This window comes from Pseudomonas sp. FH1 (assembly GCF_000510895.2).
Taxonomy (GTDB): domain Bacteria; phylum Pseudomonadota; class Gammaproteobacteria; order Pseudomonadales; family Pseudomonadaceae; genus Aquipseudomonas; species Aquipseudomonas azotoformans_A.
In genome coordinates, this window is the sequence record NZ_AOHM01000147.1 from 53,764 (window position 1) to 73,521 (window position 19,758).

The 19,758-nt window shown below is 59.7% G+C and carries 16 protein-coding genes; 6 read left to right on the forward strand and 10 right to left on the reverse strand.

The genetic code is table 11. The annotated features are described in order from the left end of the window. The first annotated feature begins 6 nt into the window (after positions 1 to 6). The 3 genes from H096_RS32765 (at position 7) to H096_RS32775 (ending at position 2,310) form a co-directional block, all read left to right on the forward strand. Entirely contained in the window at positions 7 to 1,590 is a 1,584-nt protein-coding gene (locus H096_RS32765) for a peptide chain release factor 3 (protein WP_033903366.1), read from the forward strand. 123 nt (positions 1,591 to 1,713) lie between these two features. Further along, positions 1,714 to 1,959, forward strand: a complete 246-nt coding sequence (locus H096_RS32770) for a hypothetical protein (protein WP_033903367.1) — start codon at positions 1,714 to 1,716, stop codon at positions 1,957 to 1,959. A 96-nt stretch (positions 1,960 to 2,055) separates the two neighbouring features. Continuing rightward, positions 2,056 to 2,310: a hypothetical protein gene (locus H096_RS32775; protein ID WP_033903368.1), complete on the forward strand. Its 255-nt coding sequence runs from the start codon at positions 2,056 to 2,058 to the stop codon at positions 2,308 to 2,310. Positions 2,311 to 2,424: 114 nt separating this feature from the next. Here the strand turns inward: H096_RS32775 and H096_RS32780 are convergent, their stop codons facing one another. The 10 genes from H096_RS32780 to H096_RS32825 form a co-directional block, all read right to left on the reverse strand. Continuing rightward, the gene (locus H096_RS32780) at positions 2,425 to 3,396 is read right to left on the reverse strand and encodes a peptide ABC transporter ATP-binding protein (protein WP_016976250.1); all 972 of its coding nucleotides are present in this window, start codon (positions 3,394 to 3,396) and stop codon (positions 2,425 to 2,427) included. After that, the gene (locus H096_RS32785; RefSeq protein WP_033903369.1) at positions 3,396 to 4,364 is read right to left on the reverse strand and encodes an ABC transporter ATP-binding protein; all 969 of its coding nucleotides are present in this window, start codon (positions 4,362 to 4,364) and stop codon (positions 3,396 to 3,398) included. The genes H096_RS32780 and H096_RS32785 overlap by 1 nt, the downstream gene beginning before the upstream one ends. Positions 4,365 to 4,374: 10 nt before the next feature. After that, complete coding sequence (locus H096_RS32790) at positions 4,375 to 5,286, reverse strand: ABC transporter permease subunit (RefSeq protein WP_033903370.1); 912 nt, start codon at positions 5,284 to 5,286, stop codon at positions 4,375 to 4,377. A 10-nt stretch (positions 5,287 to 5,296) separates the two neighbouring features. Continuing rightward, a complete protein-coding gene (locus tag H096_RS32795) occupies positions 5,297 to 6,307 on the reverse strand; it encodes an ABC transporter permease subunit (RefSeq protein ID WP_017739471.1) in 1,011 nt (336 codons plus the stop codon). 76 nt (positions 6,308 to 6,383) lie between these two features. After that, a complete protein-coding gene (locus tag H096_RS32800; protein ID WP_033903371.1) occupies positions 6,384 to 7,982 on the reverse strand; it encodes an ABC transporter substrate-binding protein in 1,599 nt (532 codons plus the stop codon). A gap of 80 nt (positions 7,983 to 8,062) precedes the next feature. Continuing rightward, positions 8,063 to 9,478 carry an OprD family outer membrane porin gene (locus H096_RS32805; protein ID WP_033903372.1) on the reverse strand — a complete coding sequence of 472 codons (1,416 nt, stop codon included), beginning with the start codon at positions 9,476 to 9,478 and terminating at the stop codon, positions 8,063 to 8,065. A 170-nt stretch (positions 9,479 to 9,648) separates the two neighbouring features. Next, positions 9,649 to 11,253: an ABC transporter substrate-binding protein gene (locus H096_RS32810; protein ID WP_033903373.1), complete on the reverse strand. Its 1,605-nt coding sequence runs from the start codon at positions 11,251 to 11,253 to the stop codon at positions 9,649 to 9,651. A gap of 304 nt (positions 11,254 to 11,557) precedes the next feature. Then, positions 11,558 to 13,186, reverse strand: a complete 1,629-nt coding sequence (locus H096_RS32815) for an ABC transporter substrate-binding protein (RefSeq protein WP_033903374.1) — start codon at positions 13,184 to 13,186, stop codon at positions 11,558 to 11,560. Positions 13,187 to 13,444: 258 nt separating this feature from the next. After that, positions 13,445 to 15,046 carry an ABC transporter substrate-binding protein gene (locus tag H096_RS32820; protein ID WP_033903375.1) on the reverse strand — a complete coding sequence of 534 codons (1,602 nt, stop codon included), beginning with the start codon at positions 15,044 to 15,046 and terminating at the stop codon, positions 13,445 to 13,447. Between the two features lie 90 nt (positions 15,047 to 15,136). Then, the gene (locus H096_RS32825) at positions 15,137 to 15,850 is read right to left on the reverse strand and encodes an SIMPL domain-containing protein (protein ID WP_033903376.1); all 714 of its coding nucleotides are present in this window, start codon (positions 15,848 to 15,850) and stop codon (positions 15,137 to 15,139) included. 205 nt (positions 15,851 to 16,055) lie between these two features. Between H096_RS32825 and H096_RS32830 the strand changes: the two genes are divergently transcribed. From H096_RS32830 to H096_RS32840, 3 genes are all read left to right on the forward strand, one after another. Next, positions 16,056 to 17,318 (forward strand): ATP-binding protein, encoded by a 1,263-nt coding sequence (locus H096_RS32830; RefSeq protein WP_033903377.1) that lies wholly within the window; start codon positions 16,056 to 16,058, stop codon positions 17,316 to 17,318. Then, on the forward strand, positions 17,311 to 17,871 hold the full coding sequence (locus H096_RS32835) for a response regulator transcription factor (protein ID WP_003171731.1): 561 nt from the start codon (positions 17,311 to 17,313) through the stop codon (positions 17,869 to 17,871). Before H096_RS32830 ends, H096_RS32835 begins: the two co-directional genes overlap by 8 nt. A gap of 111 nt (positions 17,872 to 17,982) precedes the next feature. Next, positions 17,983 to 19,704, forward strand: coding sequence for an ABC transporter ATP-binding protein/permease (locus H096_RS32840; RefSeq protein WP_033903378.1), 1,722 nt, complete (start codon positions 17,983 to 17,985; stop codon positions 19,702 to 19,704). Positions 19,705 to 19,758: the final 54 nt, after the last annotated feature.

Here is a 19,758-nt window from a genome sequence, read left to right on the forward strand (position 1 = left end):
TTTCCCATGACCCACCAGGCCGCCGAAGTCGCGAAACGCCGCACTTTCGCCATTATTTCCCACCCCGATGCCGGTAAAACCACCATCACCGAGAAACTCTTGCTGATGGGCAAGGCAATCGCGGTGGCCGGCACGGTGAAATCCCGCAAATCCGACCGCCATGCCACCTCCGACTGGATGGAAATGGAAAAACAACGGGGTATTTCCATTACCACGTCGGTCATGCAGTTCCCGTATCGCGACCACATGGTCAACCTGCTCGACACCCCGGGCCACGAAGACTTCTCCGAAGACACCTATCGCACCCTGACCGCGGTGGACTCTGCGCTGATGGTCCTCGACGGCGGTAAAGGCGTCGAGCCACGGACCATCGCGCTGATGGACGTGTGCCGTCTGCGTGACACGCCGATCGTCAGCTTCATCAACAAACTCGACCGCGACATCCGCGACCCGATCGAGCTGTTGGACGAAATCGAAGCCGTGCTGAAGATCAAGGCCGCGCCGATCACCTGGCCGATCGGTTGCTACCGCGACTTCAAGGGCGTGTACCACCTGGCGGAGGACTACATCATTGTCTACACCGCCGGCCACGGTCATGAGCGCACTGAAACCAAGATCATCGAGAAACTCGACTCCGACGAAGCCCGCGCCCACCTGGGTGACGAGTACGACCGTTTTGTCGACCAGCTGGAACTGGTGCAGGGCGCCTGCCATGAATTCAACCAGCAGGAATTCCTCGACGGCCAACTGACCCCGGTGTTCTTCGGTACTGCCCTGGGCAACTTCGGTGTCGACCACGTGCTCGACGCCGTGGTGGATTGGGCCCCGCGTCCATTGGCCCGTGTCGCCAACGAACGCACCGTGGAGCCGGTCGAAGAGAAATTCACCGGCTTCGTGTTCAAGATCCAGGCGAACATGGACCCAAAACACCGCGACCGCATCGCCTTCATGCGCATCTGCTCCGGCAAATACGAAAAAGGCATGAAGATGCGCCACGTGCGTACCGGCAAGGACGTGCGCATCGGCGACGCCCTGACGTTCTTCTCCTCCGAGCGTGAACAGCTCGAAGAAGCCTACGCCGGCGACATCATCGGCCTGCACAACCACGGCACCATCCAGATCGGCGACACCTTCACCGAAGGCGAAGCCCTGGGCTTCACCGGTATCCCGCACTTCGCGCCGGAACTGTTCCGCCGCGTCCGCCTGCGTGATCCGCTCAAATCCAAGCAACTGCGCCAAGGCTTGCAGCAACTGGCGGAAGAGGGCGCCACCCAGGTGTTCTTCCCCGAGCGCAGCAACGACATCATCCTCGGCGCCGTCGGTGTGCTGCAGTTCGATGTGGTCGCCAGCCGCTTGAAAGAGGAATACAAGGTTGAGTGCTCCTACGAGCCGATCACCGTGTACTCCGCGCGCTGGATCGATTGCAGCGATAAGAAGAAGTTGGAAGAGTTCTCCAACAAGGCTGTGGAAAACCTCGCGGTGGACGGCGGTGGTCACCTGACCTACCTGGCGCCGACACGGGTTAACCTGGCGCTGATGGAAGAGCGCTGGCCGGATGTGAAATTCCGTGCGACCCGCGAGCACCATTAAGGTCTGAGCGGTAAAGAAAAGGGCGAAGCTGTTATGGCTTCGCCCTTTTTTGTGGCGAGAGTGACGTATCGGGTCTAGTTTTTTGGGTGCAGGATTTATCCACTGACTGAAAAGGAAAGCGCTGTGCCTAGTGTCAAACGCGTCATCTGCTGGATGCTGTTAGCCAGTCTGGGGCTGACCACGGTCCCGGCACTGGCGGGCGCTGGAGCGCCGCAATGGAAAGACACCGGCCCGGTCACCAAGAAAAAACAGCAAGAGGTCAACTCCGGCAGCTGGAAACCGCAAGCCCAGCCCGCCCCGAAGGAAGACCAGGAAAACCCCTACAACGATGGCGAGGACAGTGAAACCTACGACGACGGCGAAACCTGACGCCTGGCGTAAACCCGGCATCGGGGCTAGCGTCAACGCTGGCGGCGGTGAACGGCTGTCGCGTGGGATCTACCTACTGACGGGACGGAATCAACCATGAGTATTTTTCAACGTGTTGTGTTGTTGATAAAAGTGATGGTGTTGTTGTCGTTGGGAATGTCGTCGGCCTGGGCGCATAACCCGGTGCAGAGCGGTGTTGTGTCGTCGGGGCATAGCCAGGATCTGCAACTGGCGAAGTCCGAGGCGGAACCTGGCGATAAGGACCAGGGCGGCAGCGAGGGTGATGATGACTCCACCACCGACGAGCCGGACAGCGATGATCCGGACGCCGAAGGCGACAGCCAGACGTAGGCTTCGCCCAAAAGAAAGCCCCTCCCGCCAGGCTGATGCGCAACCTGATGGGAAGGGCTGTAGAACACAGGCAATGCCCTGGGCTTGATCACCCAGGGCATTTTTGTTGCGATGTCACGCCACGAACTGCTCCGCGTAGTGGCAAGCCACCTGGCGGTTATCCAAGGCGCGCAGTTGCGGCTCCTCGGTGCTGCACCGTGCGGTCGCGTACGGGCAGCGCTTGTGGAAGGCGCACCCCGGCGGCGGGTTCAGCGGGTTGGGCAGTTCGCCGACGATCTTGATCTTCGGCTTGTTCGGGTCCGGGTGGATGGTCGGGGTGGCCGACAGCAGCGCCTGGGTGTAGGGGTGCAGCGGACGGGCGTAGATGTCTTCCTTGGGACCGACTTCCACCGGGCGGCCGAGGTACATCACCATCACGTCATCGGCGACGTGTTGCACCACCGCCAGGTTGTGGGAAATGAACACGTAGGCCGTGTTGAACTCCTGCTGCAGGTCCATGAACAGGTTGAGCACCTGGGCCTGGATCGACACGTCCAGTGCCGAGGTGGGTTCATCCGCCACCAGCACTTTGGGTTGCAGCATCATGGCGCGGGCCAGGGCGATCCGTTGGCGCTGGCCGCCGGAGAACATGTGCGGGTAGCGCTGATAATGCTCGGGGCGCAGGCCCACTTGCTTCATCATCGCCTGCACTTTCTCGCGGCGTTCAGCAGCGGACAGGTTGGTGTTGATCAGCAGCGGCTCGCCGAGTTGATCACCGACTTTCTGCCGAGGGTTCAACGAGGCGTACGGGCTCTGGAACACCATCTGCACGTCTTTGCGCAATTGTTTGCGCTGGGCCTTGTCCGCGCCAGCGACTTCCTGGCCGGCGATTTTCAAGGAGCCGGAAGACGGCTCTTCAATCAATGTGAGCGCACGGGCCAAGGTGGATTTGCCGCAACCCGACTCGCCTACAACGGCGAGGGTCTTGCCGGCTTCCAGCTCAAAGGACACGCCATTGAGTGCACGCACCAACGCATGGCCCTTGAACAGGCCACGGGACACTTCGTAGTGACGGGTCAGGTCGCGGGCGGTAAGAACGACGGCCATTACGCCACCTCCTGGTTCAAGGGGTAGAAGCAGCGCGCGAGGCTGTTGGTTTTGGGATCAAGCCCCGGACGCTGGGCACGGCAGGAGTCCTGCACGTACGGGCAACGTGGCGACAGCAGGCAACCCTGTGGACGGTCATAACGGCCCGGCACGATACCTGGCAGCGTGGCCAGGCGCGTGGCGCCCAGGCTGTGTTCCGGAATCGCCTTGAGCAGCGCTTCGCTGTACGGGTGCGCTGGAATGTCGAACAGTTGCGGCACCTGGCCGACTTCAACCGCTTGGCCGGCGTACATCACGCAGACGCGCTGGGCGGTTTCCGCCACGACTGCAAGGTCGTGAGTGATCAGCACCAGGCCCATGTTCTGTTCTTTCTGCAGGGCCAGCAGCAGTTCCATGATCTGCGCCTGGATGGTCACGTCCAGTGCGGTGGTCGGCTCATCCGCGATCAGCAGTTTCGGCTCGCCGGCAATCGCCATGGCGATTGCCACGCGCTGGCTCATACCGCCGGACAGTTGGTGCGGGTAGGCATTCATACGGCTGGCGGCGCCTGGGATTTCAACCTTTTCCAACAGCTCGATGGCACGCTTGCGCGCTTGTTTGCCGGACATCTTCAGGTGCAGGCGCAGCACTTCTTCAATCTGGAAACCCACGGTGTAGCTGGGGTTCAGCGCGGTCATCGGGTCCTGGAAGACCATCGCCAGGTCTTTGCCGACGATCTGGCGGCGCTGGCGGTTGCTCAGCTTGAGCATGTCCTTGCCGTCGAAGTTCAGCGCGTCGGCGGTGACGATGCCGGGGTGCTCGATCAGGCCCATCAGCGCCATCATGGTCACGGATTTACCCGAGCCCGACTCGCCAACGATTGCCAGGACTTCGCCTTTGTCGACCGAAATGTCGAGGCCATCGACCACCGGAACGGCGGTCTTGTCGCCGAAGCGCACGTTGAGATTCTTGATTTCTAACAGTGACATGGGAATCTCCTCAGGCGGCGTTCTTGAGTTTCGGGTCCAGCGCATCGCGCAGGCCGTCGCCCATCAAGTTGATTGCCAGCACGCTGAGCAAAATGGTCAAACCCGGCAGGCTTACCACCCACCAGGCGCGTTCGATGTAGTCACGGGCCGAAGCCAGCATGGTGCCCCACTCCGGGGTTGGCGGTTGTACGCCAAGGCCAAGGAAGCCCAGGGCCGCGGCATCGAGGATCGCCGAGGAGAAGCTCAAGGTGGCCTGAACGATCAGCGGCGCCATGCAGTTGGGCAGCACGGTGATGAACATCAGGCGTGGCAGGCCGGCACCGGCGAGGCGGGCGGCGGTCACGTAGTCACGGTTCAGCTCGCCCATCACCGCAGCGCGGGTCAGACGGACATAGGACGGCAACGACACGATCGCGATGGCGATCACCGTGTTGATCAGGCCAGGGCCGAGGATTGCGACGATGGCCACGGCCAGCAGCAGCGAAGGCAGGGCCAGCATGATGTCCATCAGACGCATGATGGTCGGGCCAAGCAAGCGCGGGAAGAACCCGGCGAACAGGCCCAGCAGGATGCCCGGAATCAGCGACATCACCACCGACGACAAGCCGATCAGCAGCGACAGGCGCGAGCCCTGGATCAGGCGTGAGAGCAAGTCACGGCCCAGTTCGTCGGTGCCGAGCAGGAACTGGATCTGCCCGCCTTCCAGCCACGACGGCGGGGTCAGCAGGAAATCGCGGTATTGCTCGCTCGGGTTATGCGGTGCAACCCAGGGGGCGAAGATCGCGCAGAACACGATCAGCACCATGAACAACAGGCCGGCAACCGCGCCTTTGTTCTTGGAAAAGGCTTGCCAGAATTCTTTGTACGGGGACGGGTACAGCAGGCTTTGATCGACTGCTGACACTGGAGTAGGTGTGGTCATGGTCATGATCTCAGCGCTGGTGACGGATGCGTGGGTTGGCGAAGCCGTAGAGGATATCCACCACGAAGTTCACCAGGATCACCAGGCAGGCGATCAGCAGGATGCCGTTTTGCACCACCGGGTAGTCCCGCGCGCCAATGGCTTCGATCAGCCATTTGCCGATGCCGGGCCAGGAGAAGATGGTCTCGGTCAAAACCGCACCGGCCAGCAGCGTGCCGACTTGCAGGCCGACCACAGTGAGTACCGGGATGAGCGCGTTACGCAGGCCGTGCACGAACACCACGCGCGCCGGCGACAGGCCTTTGGCCTTGGCGGTGCGGATGTAGTCTTCACGCAAGACTTCGAGCATCGACGAACGGGTCATCCGCGCGATCACGGCCAACGGAATGGTGCCGAGCACGATGGCCGGCAGGATCAGGTGGTGCAGGGCGTCGAAGAAAGCGTCCGGCTCGTCAGCCAGCAGGGTGTCGATCAGCATGAAGCCGGTGCGCGGCTCGATGTCGTAGAGCAGGTCGATCCGCCCGGAAACCGGGGTCCAGCCCAGGCTGACCGAGAAGAACATGATCAGGATCAGGCCCCACCAGAAGATCGGCATCGAATACCCCGCCAGGGAGATGCCCATCACCCCATGGTCGAACAGGGATCCTCGCTTGAGTGCCGCGATCACCCCGGCCAACAGGCCCAGGATACCGGCGAACAACAGGGCGGCCATGGACAGTTCCAGGGTCGCCGGGAAGAGGGCGGTGAATTCAGTCCACACGCTGGTGCGGGTACGCAGCGATTCGCCCAGGTCACCCTGGGCCAGTTTGCCGACGTAATCCAGGTATTGCGCATACAGCGGCTTGTTAAGGCCAAGGCGTTCCATTGCCTGTGCGTGCATCTCGGGGTCGACGCGCCGCTCGCCCATCATGACTTCGACGGGGTCGCCAGGGATCATGCGAATCAACGCAAACGTGAGCAACGTGATGCCGAAAAACGTGGGGATCAGTAACCCCAGTCGGCGGGCAATAAAACTAAACATCTTGTCGTGTACCTCAATCAGCCGGTTAGGCAGGTTCGGCACCGCCAATGTCGACGGTGCCGAGCGTTTCTCTTATTTACTTCACCTGGGTGGTGGCGAAGTTATTTGTACCCAGAGGGCTTTGAGTGAAGCCTTCTACGTTCTTGCGCATGGCGGTGAACAGTTTCGGATAAGCCATGGGAAGCCATGGTTGGTCCTTATCGAAAACGTCCTGTGCTTGTTCATAGAGTGCAGCGCGTTGGGCGGGTTCAGCGATGGCGCGCGCCTTGTCGATCAAGTCTTGAAACTCTTTGTTACACCAGCGGGCGTAGTTTTCGCCGTTTTTCGCTGCATCGCAACTCAGGTTTGGCGTCAGGAAGTTGTCCGGGTCGCCGTTATCACCGACCCAGCCAGCGGAAACCATGTCGTGCTCGCCGTTTTTAGCACGCTTGAGCATTTCGCCCCATTCCATGACTTTGATATTCACCTTCAGGCCGATCTGCGCCAGATCCGCCTGCATGCGCTGGGCGCCGAGCATCGGGTTAGGGTTGGTCGGGCCGCCACCGTTACGGGTGAACAAGGTGAACTCAGTGCCTTCCGGTACGCCAGCTTCCTTGAGCAGGGCGCGGGCCTTGTCCAGGTCATGGGGTGGGTTCTTCAGCTTGTCGCTGAAGCCCAGCAAGGTCGGCGGATAAGGGCCGGTGCCCACTACTGCATTGCCTTTGCCGAACAGGGCTTCGGTGTAGCCAGCCTTGTCGAACGCGATGTTGATCGCGTGACGCACCCGCGCATCGCTCATGTATTTGTGGGTGGTGTTCAGCGCGGTGTAACTGGTGGTCATCGCCGCCAGTTCATCGACTTTCAGGTTCGGGTCTTTCTTGATGCTTGGGATGTCATCCGGCTTGGGGAACAACGCGATCTGACATTCGTTGGCCTTGAGCTTCTGCAGGCGCACGTTGTTATCGGTTGAGATCGCCAGGATCAGCGGGTCTACCTGCGGTTTGCCACGAAAGTAGTCGGGGTTGGCCTTGAACCGCGCCTGGGCGTCTTTCTGATAACGGGTGAAGACGAACGGGCCGGTGCCGATGGGCTTGGCGTTGAGGTCTTCGGTCTTGCCGGATGCGAGCAATTTGTCGGCGTATTCCTTCGAATGGATGGAAGAGAATGCCATGCCCAGGTCGGCCAAAAACGGTGCTTCAGGACGGGTCAGGGTGAAGACGACGGTGTGATCGTCGGTCTTTTCTACGCTCTTGAGCAGTTCCTTGAAGCCCATGCTTTCAAAGTACGGGTAGCCCACGAGGGACTTGTTATGCCACGGGTGATTCGGGTCCAGCTGGCGCTGGAAGCTCCAAAGCACGTCATCGGCATTCAGGTTGCGCGTGGGTTTGAAGTAGTCGGTGGTGTGGAACTTGATGTCGTCACGCAGGTGAAAAGTGTACGTCAGGCCATCGGCGCTGATTTCAGGCAGGTCCTTGGCCAGTGCCGGAACCACTTCGGTGGTGCCGGGCTTGAAGTCCACCAGACGGTTGAACATGGTTTCGGCAGCGGCATCAGCGGTCACGGCCGTGGTGTACAGGACCGGGTCGAAACCTTCCGGGCTGGCTTCGGTGCAGACCACCAGTGGTTTGGCCGAAACGCCGATCGCCACGCTCAACAGCGCGGCAGCCATGGCGGCTTGTAGTGGGAGCAATTTCATTCGAAGCCCTCTGCAATCGATGGGACCAGACAAGCGTAGACGGCGGGCTCGTCCTGAGCCCGCCGTCTACCTGGCGCTGATTAAAGAATGTTGAACGGGATGGTGGTGACCAGGCGGAACTCTTTGATGTTGCCGTCAGCCTGTTGGGCGCTGGCGCGGTGAGTCACGTAGGTGCCCCGGATAGTGGTGGCCTTGAGCGGGCCGCTCTGAATCGCGTAGGACGTGCCAACACCGTATTCCTGGTGCTTCTCGCCATCCATCAGGCGCAGGTCACTGCGCGATGCGCCGGCTTCGCCGTAAGCGGTGCCATTGTAGTGAGTACCGTCGATGCCCCAGCCGCGCGCCGAGTAGACGTTGAACTTCAGGCCTGGCACGCCGTATTCGGCCATGTTGATGGCGTAGGCGATCTGGAACGACTTCTCGTTCGGGCTGTTGAAGTCCGAGGTCAGGGAGTTGGCCAGGTAGATGCCGTTGGTTTCGTGCAGGTAGTCGAAGTACTCGTCACCGTTCACTTCCTGGTAGGAGAAGGTCAGGGTGTGCGCCTGGTGGGTCAGACCCAAGGACAACGAGTAAGTATCGTTGTCGATGTTGCCCATCTTCTTGCTGCCGGTATCGGTGGTCTTGTAGTAGTTCAGGCCGGTGGTCAGTGCCAGGGTCTGTGCATCACCCAGTTCGTGGGTCGCGCCGAAGTAGTACTGGTTCCAGAAGTCTTCGACGTTGGCGGCGAACACGCTGGTTTTCAGGCTCTTGAACGGCTGGTAGTTGAAGCCCAGGGTCTTGACCTTGTCGGTTTCCTGGCCATTGCCGTATTCAGAGCGGAATTTCGACAGGCTCTGTTCGGTACGCGGCGAAACGCGATCGAAGATACCGCCCTGGAACGACAGGTTGCTGAACTCTTCGCTGTTGAAGCTCACACCTTCGAAGCTCGAAGGCAGGGCACGGTTGCCGATGGTGTCGACGATACCGCTGCTGAAGTTCTGGCGGCCGGCGGTCAAGGTGGTGTTTGAAACACGGAACTTGACGTTGGCCAGGCCCAGTTTGCTCCACTGGCCTACTGCGTCGCCGAAGGAGTGAGCCAGGGTGCGGTTGGAGCCGCCGGCGATGTCTTTCTGGTCGCGGTCAAGTGCGATGTAGTTGTAGGCCGCTACTTCGGTGCTGACGCCAACGGTGCCTTGGGTGAAGCCCGAGGTGTAGTTGAGGATGGTGCCCTGGGCCCAGTTGTAACGGCGTGAAACACGGGTGCTTACGTCGTTGGCTTTATCTTCGGCGGTTTTGTAGTAGCCGAACTTCTGGCCACGAAACTTCATTTCGTTGGAGTACCAGTTACGGGTTGTACCGCCCAGGCTTTGACCGTCGATAAAGCCCTTGGCCTCGCTTTGGGCACTGGAACCGGCCAATGTGGTAGGAACGAAGTCCTGGCTGGCGGATTCAGCGTAGGCGGTGGCCGTGATGCTGCTGATGGCCAAGGCCAGAAGCGCTTTGCTGCTCAGTTTCATTGATGAAGCTCCTTTGGTTCTCTTTTTAATGCCGGTCTTTTTTGGTGATCCGGCTATTGGGTGTGTAACTCGTTCAAGCCCTTGCAAACGTTTGGCGTAGGAAAATTCCCAACAAAAGGCCGCGCGTTTGCAGCAAGGCGTTATCCGCCCTGCGCAATCCGGTTATTTTCTTATGGGGTGATACTGACGCCCGAGAACACGTTGCGGCCGAAGGGGCTCACTTTGAAACCTTCGACTTTGGCGCTTAACGGCTGGTTGACCGTCGAGTGGGCGACAGGCGTGATCGGCACCTGCTGCTTGAGCAGTTGCTGCGCCTGTTTGTATAGAACAGTCCTTTGTTCGCGGTCGGTTACGACCTTGGCTTGCTTGATCAGCTTGTCGTACGCCGGGTCACACCACATGGAGTAGTTGTTCCCGCCGATGGCGTCGCAGCTGTAGAGGGTGCCCAGCCAGTTGTCCGGGTCACCGTTGTCACCGGTCCAGCCGATCAGGCTCACATCGTGCTCACCGTTCTTGGTGCGCTTGATGTACTCGCCCCACTCGTAGCTGACGATCTTGACCTTGAGGCCGATCTTGGCCCAGTCGCTTTGCAGCATCTCGGCCATCAGCTTGGCGTTGGGGTTGTACGGACGTTGTACTGGCATCGCCCACAGGGTGATTTCGGTGCCTTCTTTTACGCCGGCGGCCTTGAGCAGTTCCTTGGCTTTTTCCGGGTTGTAGGCAGCGTCCTTGATGCTGTCGTCGTAGGACCACTGCGTCGGTGGCATGGCATTGACGGCCAATTGCCCGGCGCCCTGGTACACGGCGTTCAGGATGCTCTGCTTGTTCACCGCCATGTCCAGCGCCTGGCGCACTTCGAGCTGGTCGAAGGGCTTGTGGCGCACGTTGTAGGCGATATAGCCAAGGTTGAAACCTGGCTTGGTCAGCAGTTGCAGGTTCGGGTCGGCCTTGAGGGCATCGACGTCAGCCGGGCGCGGATGCAGGGTCACCTGGCATTCGCCGGCCTTGAGCTTTTGCACCCGCACCGAGGCGTCGGTGTTGATGGCGAAGATCAACTGGTCCAGCTTGACCTTGCTCGGGTCCCAGTACTGTTTGTTGGCCACATAACGGATCTGCGAATCTTTCTGATAACGCTGGAACACGAAAGGGCCAGTGCCGATCGGCTTCTGGTTGATATCGCTCGGCTTGCCATCCTTGAGCAACTGGTCGGCGTACTCGGCCGAGAGGATCGCGGCGAAGCTCATGGCGATGTTCTGGATAAACGCAGCGTCGACCGTGTTCAGAGTTATCACCACGGTGTGCGGGTCGGTTTTGGCGACCTTGGCAATGTTCTTGTTCAGGCTCATCCCGTTGAAGTACGGAAACTCGGTGGGGTAGGCCTTGCGAAATGGATGGTCGGGGTCAAGCATGCGGTTGAAGGTGAACAGCACGTCGTCGGCGTTGAAGTCCCGCGTTGGCTTGAATTCCTTGTTGCTGTGGAATTTCACCCCCTCACGCAAATGGAAGGTGTAGGTCAGGCCATCTGGCGAAATATCCCATTTGGTTGCCAGCGCAGGTACGACACCGGTCTCGCCCTTTTCAAACTCAACCAGGCGGTTATACAGCGGCTCCGCTGCATCGTTATCGGTGGCGGTGGTGTATTGCGCGGTATCAAAACCGGCCGGGCTGCCTTCCGAGCAGAACACCAGGCTCTGCTTGTCGGCGGCGTGGCCCATCGTGGCCACAGCCAGCAGGCTGGTGGCAAACATTGCGGATAGAAAGGTGGTATGGCGCATGACGATCCCGATCCTTGATTGTAGTTGTCATCAGCGAGCAATCACCCTGGCGTTTGACCGGGGTGACATCACTGATCCCACACGCAGCAAGTGCCATTCCGAACTGGTTGCCTCTGCTGTCCCACGACGTTATGGGTCGCGGACCTGGCAGTAAATGCACCAAATCGGATTGACCTTGTAGGCAACGGAGTCACGCATCGCAGTTCATTGCTGTAGGACGCAACGGTTGCGAGCGTGGTCTGTTTCCTACGGTCTAGGCGGATGCAATAACGGCGACGTTAGGAAACGTCGCCGTCAATGATCCTTACTTGCCGCTGACGCTCACGCCGTAGAAGGAGTTCAAGCCAAACGGGCTGATCTTGAAGTCCTGCACGGTGGAACGCATGGGTTGATACACCGTCGAGTGCGCGATAGGTGTCATCGGGACAGCATCTTTGAGGATATGTTGCGCCTGCTTATACAGCTCGGTGCGTTTGGCGACGTCCGACGTAGCCTTGGCTTCTTTTACGATGCCGTCGAATTTCTTGTCGCACCATTTGGAGAAGTTGTTGCCTTGCAGCGAGTCGCAGCCGAACAGCACGTTCAGCCAGTTGTCCGGGTCACCATTGTCACCACTCCAGCCAATGATCATGGCCTGGTTCTCGCCACCTTTGGAGCGCTTGATGTACTCGCCCCACTCGTAGCTGGTGATCTTCACGTTGAGACCGATCCTCTTCCAGTCGTTCTGCAGCATTTCTGCCATCAGCTTGGCGTTCGGGTTGTACGGACGCTGAACCGGCATGGCCCACAGAACGATTTCAGTCCCTTCCTTGACGCCCGCTTCCTTGAGCAGCGACTTGGCTTTCTCTGGGTCGTACTTGGCGTCCTTGATGGTGGTGTCATACGACCATTGGGTTGGTGGCATGGCGTTGACGGCCAGTTGGCCGGCGCCCTGGTACACGGAGTCGATGATCTGCTGCTTGTTCACCGACATGTCCAGCGCCTGGCGTACGCGCAGGTCGGCCAGCGGGTTAGGCTGGTCGCTGCCCTTGACCTTGTCCATGACGTTGTAGGCGATGTAGCCCAGGTTGAAACCGGCTTGGTGCGGCAGTTTCAGGTCCTTGTCATCGCCCAGCGCCTTGAGGTCGGCCGGACGTGGGAACAGGGTGATCTGGCATTCGTTTTTCTTGAGCTTCTGGATACGCACCGACGGGTCGGTGGTGATGGCGAAGATCAGGTTGTCGATCTTCACGTCTTCAGGTTTCCAGTAGTCCTTGTTGCCGGTGTAACGGATGTTCGAGTCTTTCTGATAGCTCTTGAACACGAACGGGCCAGTGCCGACCGGCTTCTGGTTGATGTCCGCGGCCTTGCCTTCTTTCAACAGTTGGGCGGCGTATTCAGCCGACTGGATCGAAGCGAAGCTCATTGCCAGGTTCTGGATGAAAGCGGCGTCCACGGTGCCAAGGGTGAACTTGACGGTATGGTCATCGACTTTCTCGATGTTCTTGATATTGGTGTCCATCCCCATGTCCGTGAAGTACGGGAACTCGGTGGGGTAGGCCTTACGGAACGGATCGTCCTTGTTGATCATGCGGTTGAACGTGAACAGCACGTCATCGGCATTGAAGGTACGGGTCGGTTTGAAGTACGAGGTGGTGTGGAACTTGACGCCATCACGCAGGTGGAAGGTGTAGGTCAAGCCATCCGAAGACACGTCCCAGCTGGTGGCCAGCCCAGGAATCACAGCGGTGCCGCCGCGCTCGAACTGGGTCAGGCGGTTGAACATGGTTTCGGCCGAGGCATCGAAGTCTGTTCCGGTGGTGTACTGGCCTGGATCAAAACCGGCCGGGCTCCCTTCGGAGCAGAACACCAGGTTAGTCGCCGCTTGGGCGAAAGGAGCTGCGGCCATAAGGCCAGCGCTAACAATTAACGGAATGACTGCGTGTTTAAGCATGTTGGCCTCATGATTTGTTGTCATTTTTGGTGGTGAGGGCGACCTCGTGAGTCGGCCTGCGGATACTTATGCAGGCGCCATACCCATTGCAAGATGCTGAACCGTTACGAAGGTAAAACAGTGGTACGAACGTACAGGAATGTCGCAATTATGAAAGTTTGTACATATTTGCGTCTATTTCGAGGGTTTTTTCGGTGCAGGAGACGCACCAAAAATGACCAACCGAGGCGTCTAGCGCACTCGGTTGGGGCGTCGCTGTTACTTCTCTAGACTCACGCCGTAGAACGGCGTCAAGCCGAAGGGGCTTATCTTGAAGTCCTTGACTTCCTTACGCAGCGGTTGGAAAACCGTCGAGTTCGCAATAGGAGTTATAGGTACTTGTTCCTTAAGGATTTTTTGTGCCTGTTGATACCACTTGATGCGCTGCTCGCGGTCGTTGCTGACCTTGGCTTGCTGGACGAGTTTGTCATAGGCCGGGTTACACCATTTGGCGTAGTTGCTGCCCTTGACCGCAGCACAACTGTAGAGCACGCCCAGCCAGTTATCCGGGTCGCCATTGTCACCGGTCCAGCCATAAATCATCGCGTCATGCTCGCCATTTTTGGCGCGTTTGATGTATTCGCCCCATTCATAACTGACGATATTGGCCTTGATGCCGATTTTTTCCCAATCTTGCTGAATCATCTGTGCGGACATGCGCGCGTTGGGGTTGGAGGCGCGTTGCACGGTCATGGCCCACAGGTTGATGGTGGTACCGGGTGCAACCCCTGCTTCTTTTAGTAGCGCCTTGGCCTTCGCAGGATCGTGAGGCGCGTCCTTGATGCCGGGGTCATAAGACCACTGCGCAGGCGGCAGTGCGTTCTGCGCCAATTGTCCGGCGCTCTGGTACACGGCCTTGATGATTGCCGGCTTGTCGATTGCCATGTCCAGCGCCTGGCGCACCTTGAGCTGGTCCAGCGGCGGGTGGGTCACGTTGTAGGCCAGGAAGCCCAGGTTGAAACCGGCTTGTTGCAGGACACGCAGGTTCGGGTCCTGTTTCATCACCTCGATATCCGCAGGGCGCGGGTATCCGCTGACCTGGCATTCACCGGCCTTGAGCTTTTGCAGGCGCGACGCCGCATCTGGCGTAATGGCGAACACCAGGTTGTCGAGCTTCACATCCTCGGGTTTCCAATACTGTTTGTTGGCCACGTAGCGGATCTGCGAATCCTTCTGGTAGCGCTTGAATATAAACGGCCCGGTGCCTACCGGTTTCTGGTTGATCTCTTCGGCCTTGCCTTGCTTGAGCAGTTGCGCGGCGTATTCGGCGGATTGCACCGAGGCGAAGCTCATGGCCAGGTTCTGCACGAACGACGCATCGACGTTGTTCAGGTTGAAGCGCACGGTGTGCTCGTCGAGTTTGTCGACGTTCTTGATCGTGGTGTTCAAGCCCATGTCGGTGAAGTACGGCGATTCGGAAGGGTAAGCCTGGCGAAACGGGCTTTGCGCATCCAGCAGGCGGTTGAAGGTAAACAGCACATCATCCGCGTTGAAGTTGCGGGTAGGGGTGAAGAAATCGGTGGTGTGGAACTTGACGCCATCGCGCAGGTGGAACGTATAGGTCAGGCCGTCCTTGGACACGTCCCAGCTCGTCGCCAGGCCAGGCTCGACTTCGGTGCCGCCGCGCTTGAACTGGGTCAGGCGGTTGAACACGGTTTCGGCAGACGCATCAAAATCGGTGCCGCTGGTGTACTGGCTGGGGTCGAAACCGGCGGGGCTGGCTTCGGAGCAGTAGACCAGGGTACTGGCCGCCTGGGCCAGTGGCATAAACGCCAGCAGGCCGGCAGCGAGGAGGAGCGGTTTTAAGGCAATTCTTTCCATGGAGACCCCTGAAGTGGCAGGCATATATAAGCTGCCCAAACGAAAACGGCGCTACCGAGGGTAACGCCGTTCAGGTTTATCAGGTAGGGGTCACGGCATCTGCACTTCAATCACGCCATCGGCGCTCATGTTGACCTGGCTGGTGCCGGCTTCCACTTCAGGCGTGGGTGCCGAATCGGCCATGGCCGCTTTCATCATCATGCCGCCACGGGCATACGGCATCGGGTAGCCGTTGGTGTTGAAGTTCAAGTTGACGATCTTGTAGCCCTTGCCACCCAGCGCATCGGTGGCCAGTTGCGCGCGTGCTTTAAACGCGGCGACTGCATCTTTGAGCAAGGCATCTTCGCTGGACTTGCGCGTGGCGTCGGCGATGGAGAACTCCATGTTGTCCATTTTCAGGGTGCTCTGCAGTTCACCAGTGAGCTTGGACAGCGCCGGGAAGTCCGCACTTTCGAGGCGCAGTTCGGCGCGCTCGCGCCAGCCAGTGATCTTCTGGTTCTTGCTGTCGTAGATCGGGTAGCTGTTGCGGCTGCCCTGGCGCAGGGTCACTGCTTTGACTTCGCGCGCCTGGCCCAAGGCCTTGTTCATGGTGGTGGTGATTTCAGCGGCGAGCTTGGCGGGGTCGCTGTTCTGGGATTCGGTGTAGAGGGTCACGATCATCTTGTCGCGGGCCACCTCCTGGCTGACCTCGGCGCGCAGGGAAATCTGGTTGTAGTTCAGTGCGTCAGCGGCCAGTGCTGGCAGGCTGACCAGGGTGCCGACGCTGAGGGTGAGGGCGGCTGCACTGCGAGTGAAACGAGACATGGAAGCTCCTTGAGATAGTCGTGTTGGGTATGACTGTAGACGGTGGCATCGGGTTCTTCGGGTTTACACATTAGCTACAAGTTGCGGTGATGCCGACGAACGGTCATTGGCCTGACCTGCGGCAAAGAGCCACACACGCCGTGCCAGCCCGCCTGCTTCGTTTATACTCCTGCCGATCCGCCTGCAGCGCTCACCGGGAGAGCACATGCTCGCCGCCGTAAAACTGACTTCCGCCACCCGCCAGAACCTCTGGCGCCTGACGTTCATCCGTACCCTGGTACTGGCCGCACAGGCCGGCTCCGTCGGGCTTGCCTATTGGTTCGACCTGCTGCCGCTGCCGTGGCTGCAACTGGGCGTGACCCTCGGTTTCTCCACCGTGCTCTGTGTGTTTACCGTGATCCGGTTGCGTACCACGTGGCCGGTGACCGAGCTGGAATACGCCCTGCAATTGGCCTGCGACCTGTTTATCCACAGTGTGTTGCTGTATTTCTCCGGCGGTTCCACCAATCCGTTTGTTTCGTATTACCTGGTGCCGCTGACCATCGCTGCCGTGACTTTGCCGTGGCGCTATTCGGTGGTGCTGTCGGGTATTGCCCTGACGCTTTACACCTTGCTGCTGGCACGGTTCTACCCGTTGCAAACCTTCCCGATCGCCCGGGAAAACCTGCAGATCTACGGGATGTGGCTGAGTTTCGCGCTGTCCGCTGCGGTGATCACCTTCTTCGCTGCGCGCATGGCCGAAGAACTGCGTCGCCAGGAAGAACTGCGCGCCATTCGCCGTGAAGAGGGCCTGCGCGACCAGCAACTCTTGGCCGTCGCCACCCAGGCTGCCGGCGCCGCCCATGAGCTGGGCACACCCCTGGCCACCATGAGCGTGCTGCTCAACGAAATGACCCAGGACCATCACGACCCGGCGCTGCAAGAAGACCTCGGCGTACTGCGCGAACAGGTCAAGCAGTGCAAGCAGACCCTGCAGCAACTGGTGCGCGCCGCCGAAGCCAATCGCCGCCTGGCGGTGGAAATGCAGGACGTGACCCAGTGGCTCGACGAAGCCCTGAACCGCTGGCACCTGATGCGCCCCGAAGCCAGTTACCGTTTCCATCTGCTGGGCCAGGGCAGCGTGCCGCGCATGGCGCCGCCACCGGACCTGACCCAGGCGCTGCTCAACCTGCTGAACAACGCCGCCGACGCTTGTCCCGAGGGGTTGGGCGTAGAGTTGGACTGGGACGCCGAAGACGTGACCATCAGCATTCGTGACCACGGCGCGGGCGTGCCGCTGGCCATTGCCGAGCAGATCGGCAAACCCTTCTTTACCACCAAGGGCAAAGGTTTCGGCCTTGGCCTGTTTTTGAGCAAGGCCAGCGTGACCCGCGCGGGCGGCTCAGTGAAGCTCTATAGTCATGAGGAAGGTGGCACGCTCACCGAGCTGCGCCTGCCCCGTGTCGCACGAGGAGATATCGATGAGTGACGAGATCCAAGTCGAAGGCGAAGAACTGCCGCACCTGTTGCTGGTAGATGACGACGCCACCTTTACCCGCGTGATGGCGCGCGCCATGAGCCGTCGCGGTTTCCGCGTCAGCACCGCAGGCTCGGCCGAGGAAGGCCTGACCATCGCCCAGGCCGACCTGCCGGACTACGCCGCGCTCGACCTGAAAATGGACGGCGACTCCGGCCTGGTGCTGCTGCCCAAGCTGTTGGAGCTCGACCCGGAAATGCGCGTGGTGATCCTCACTGGTTACTCCAGCATCGCCACCGCAGTTGAGGCGATCAAGCGCGGCGCCTGCAACTACCTGTGCAAGCCGGCGGACGCCGACGACGTACTGGCCGCCTTGCTTTCCGAGCACGCCGACCTGGACACGCTGGTGCCGGAAAACCCGATGTCGGTGGACCGCCTGCAGTGGGAGCACATCCAGCGCGTGCTGACCGAGCACGAAGGCAATATCTCCGCCACTGCCCGCGCCCTGGGCATGCACCGCCGTACCTTGCAGCGCAAGCTGCAGAAGCGCCCGGTACGCCGCTGAGCCCGATCTGAACAACAGCTGAACAATCTGCTTCAGGCCGCACGGAGCCCCGAACCGATCAACTATGATCGGTTCGAACGCCTGTCATCTTTTCCCTACCGAGCCTGAACGATGAATCAGAACGCTGAGTACTCCGCGGTCAACGACGCGGTGCGTGGGCAATTTTTACGGCGGGTGTGGGGGTTGATCACGCCTTACTGGCGCAGCGAAGAAAAGGCCAAGGCCTGGCTGCTGCTGTTGGTGGTGCTGGGGTTGTCGCTGTTCAGCGTCGCCGTCTCGGTGTGGTTCAACAGCTGGAACCGCGATTTCTACAACGCGCTGGAAAACAAGGACTACGACGCCTTTACCCATCTGCTGATGTACTTCAGCGTGATTGCGGTGGTGTCGATCGTGACCGGCGTGTTCACGTCCTACCTGCAACAGATGCTCACCATCCGCTGGCGCCGCTGGCTGACGGAAACCTATTTCGCCCAGTGGCTGGGCCACAAGAATTACTACCACCTGGAATACGGCGGCTACACCGACAACCCCGACCAGCGTATCTCCGAAGACCTCAACGCGTTTACCAGCAGCACCCTCACGCTGGGGCTGGGCTTTATCGCCAATTTGGTGAGCCTGGTGTCGTTCTCGGTGATCCTGTGGGGCGTGTCCGGGAGCATCGAAATCTGGGGCATTACCATTCCCGGCTACATGTTCTGGGCGGCATTGATCTACGCGGTGATCGGCAGTTGGTTGACCCACTTGATCGGTCGCAAGTTGATTGGCTTGAGCAACCGCCAACAACGCTTTGAAGCTGACTTGCGTTTCAGTCTGGTGCGGGTGCGGGAGAACGCGGAAAGCATCGCGCTGTTCAATGGCGAGCCTAACGAACACCAGCAATTGAGCGCACGCTTCGGACGGGTGTGGAGCAACTTCTGGAACATCATGCAGCTCAAGAAACGCCTGAATTTCTTTACCAGCGGTTACTCCCAGATCGCGATCATCTTTCCCTTTGTGGTCGCGGCGCCGCGTTACTTTTCCGGCAAGATCGAACTGGGCGTGCTGATGCAGGTGGCCCAGGCGTTCGGCAGTGTGCAAGGCAGCCTGAGTTGGTTTGTCGACGCCTACACGCTGTTGGCCAGTTGGCGCGCGACCTGCGATCGTCTGTTGAGTTTCGGCCAGGCCATGCAGGAAAACGAAAGCCGCACGATGGGCATTGGCTTGCAACACCAGGGTGGCGACTTGCAGGTCAAGGATCTGAGCCTGGACCTGGCGGACGGCCGGCATTTGCTGCAAGGCGCCGACCTGACGGTGGCTGAAGGCGAGCGGCTGATGCTCAGTGGTCGTTCCGGCAGCGGCAAGTCGACCTTGCTACGCGCCATGGGCAACCTGTGGCCCAACGGCCACGGCACTATTCGCCTGCCGGCCGAACGTTATTTGTTCCTGCCGCAAAAACCTTACCTGCCGATTGGCACGCTGAAGGCGGTGTTGAGTTATCCACAGGACGACAGCGTCTACCCGGCCGAACGTTATGCACAGGTCCTGGAAACCTGCCGCCTGCCGCATCTGGTTGGGCGGCTGGAGGAAGCCAACCACTGGCAGCGCATGCTCTCGCCGGGCGAGCAGCAACGCCTGGCTTTTGCCCGCGCCTTGTTGTTCGCGCCGCAATGGCTGTACATGGACGAAGCCACGTCGGCCATGGATGAAGAGGACGAGGCCACGCTGTATCAGGCGCTGATCGATGAGCTGCCGGGGCTGAGCATCGTCAGCGTCGGCCATCGCAGCAGCCTCAAGCGCTTCCATGGTCGGCATGTGCGCATCGAGGGTGGGATGTTGCAGGAACAGCCGGTGTAAACGCCATGTCTAGTCCTGAAATAGGTTTACACCTGTTTCAGTCTCAAAACGCCC

Excerpts from the sequence above, each read along its gene's own strand:
- H096_RS32780 (WP_016976250.1), bottom strand. The coding sequence starts at position 3,396 with ATGGCCGTCGTTCTTACCGCCCGCGACCTGACCCGTCACTACGAAGTG.
- H096_RS32830 (WP_033903377.1), top strand. The coding sequence starts at position 16,056 with ATGCTCGCCGCCGTAAAACTGACTTCCGCCACCCGCCAGAACCTCTGG.
- H096_RS32840 (WP_033903378.1), top strand. The coding sequence starts at position 17,983 with ATGAATCAGAACGCTGAGTACTCCGCGGTCAACGACGCGGTGCGTGGG.
- H096_RS32800 (WP_033903371.1), bottom strand. The coding sequence starts at position 7,982 with ATGAAATTGCTCCCACTACAAGCCGCCATGGCTGCCGCGCTGTTGAGC.
- H096_RS32775 (WP_033903368.1), top strand. The coding sequence starts at position 2,056 with ATGAGTATTTTTCAACGTGTTGTGTTGTTGATAAAAGTGATGGTGTTG.
- H096_RS32795 (WP_017739471.1), bottom strand. The coding sequence starts at position 6,307 with ATGTTTAGTTTTATTGCCCGCCGACTGGGGTTACTGATCCCCACGTTT.
- H096_RS32790 (WP_033903370.1), bottom strand. The coding sequence starts at position 5,286 with ATGACCACACCTACTCCAGTGTCAGCAGTCGATCAAAGCCTGCTGTAC.
- H096_RS32825 (WP_033903376.1), bottom strand. The coding sequence starts at position 15,850 with ATGTCTCGTTTCACTCGCAGTGCAGCCGCCCTCACCCTCAGCGTCGGC.
- H096_RS32785 (WP_033903369.1), bottom strand. The coding sequence starts at position 4,364 with ATGTCACTGTTAGAAATCAAGAATCTCAACGTGCGCTTCGGCGACAAG.
- H096_RS32805 (WP_033903372.1), bottom strand. The coding sequence starts at position 9,478 with ATGAAACTGAGCAGCAAAGCGCTTCTGGCCTTGGCCATCAGCAGCATC.
- H096_RS32820 (WP_033903375.1), bottom strand. The coding sequence starts at position 15,046 with ATGGAAAGAATTGCCTTAAAACCGCTCCTCCTCGCTGCCGGCCTGCTG.
- H096_RS32765 (WP_033903366.1), top strand. The coding sequence starts at position 7 with ATGACCCACCAGGCCGCCGAAGTCGCGAAACGCCGCACTTTCGCCATT.
- H096_RS32815 (WP_033903374.1), bottom strand. The coding sequence starts at position 13,186 with ATGCTTAAACACGCAGTCATTCCGTTAATTGTTAGCGCTGGCCTTATG.
- H096_RS32810 (WP_033903373.1), bottom strand. The coding sequence starts at position 11,253 with ATGCGCCATACCACCTTTCTATCCGCAATGTTTGCCACCAGCCTGCTG.
- H096_RS32835 (WP_003171731.1), top strand. The coding sequence starts at position 17,311 with ATGAGTGACGAGATCCAAGTCGAAGGCGAAGAACTGCCGCACCTGTTG.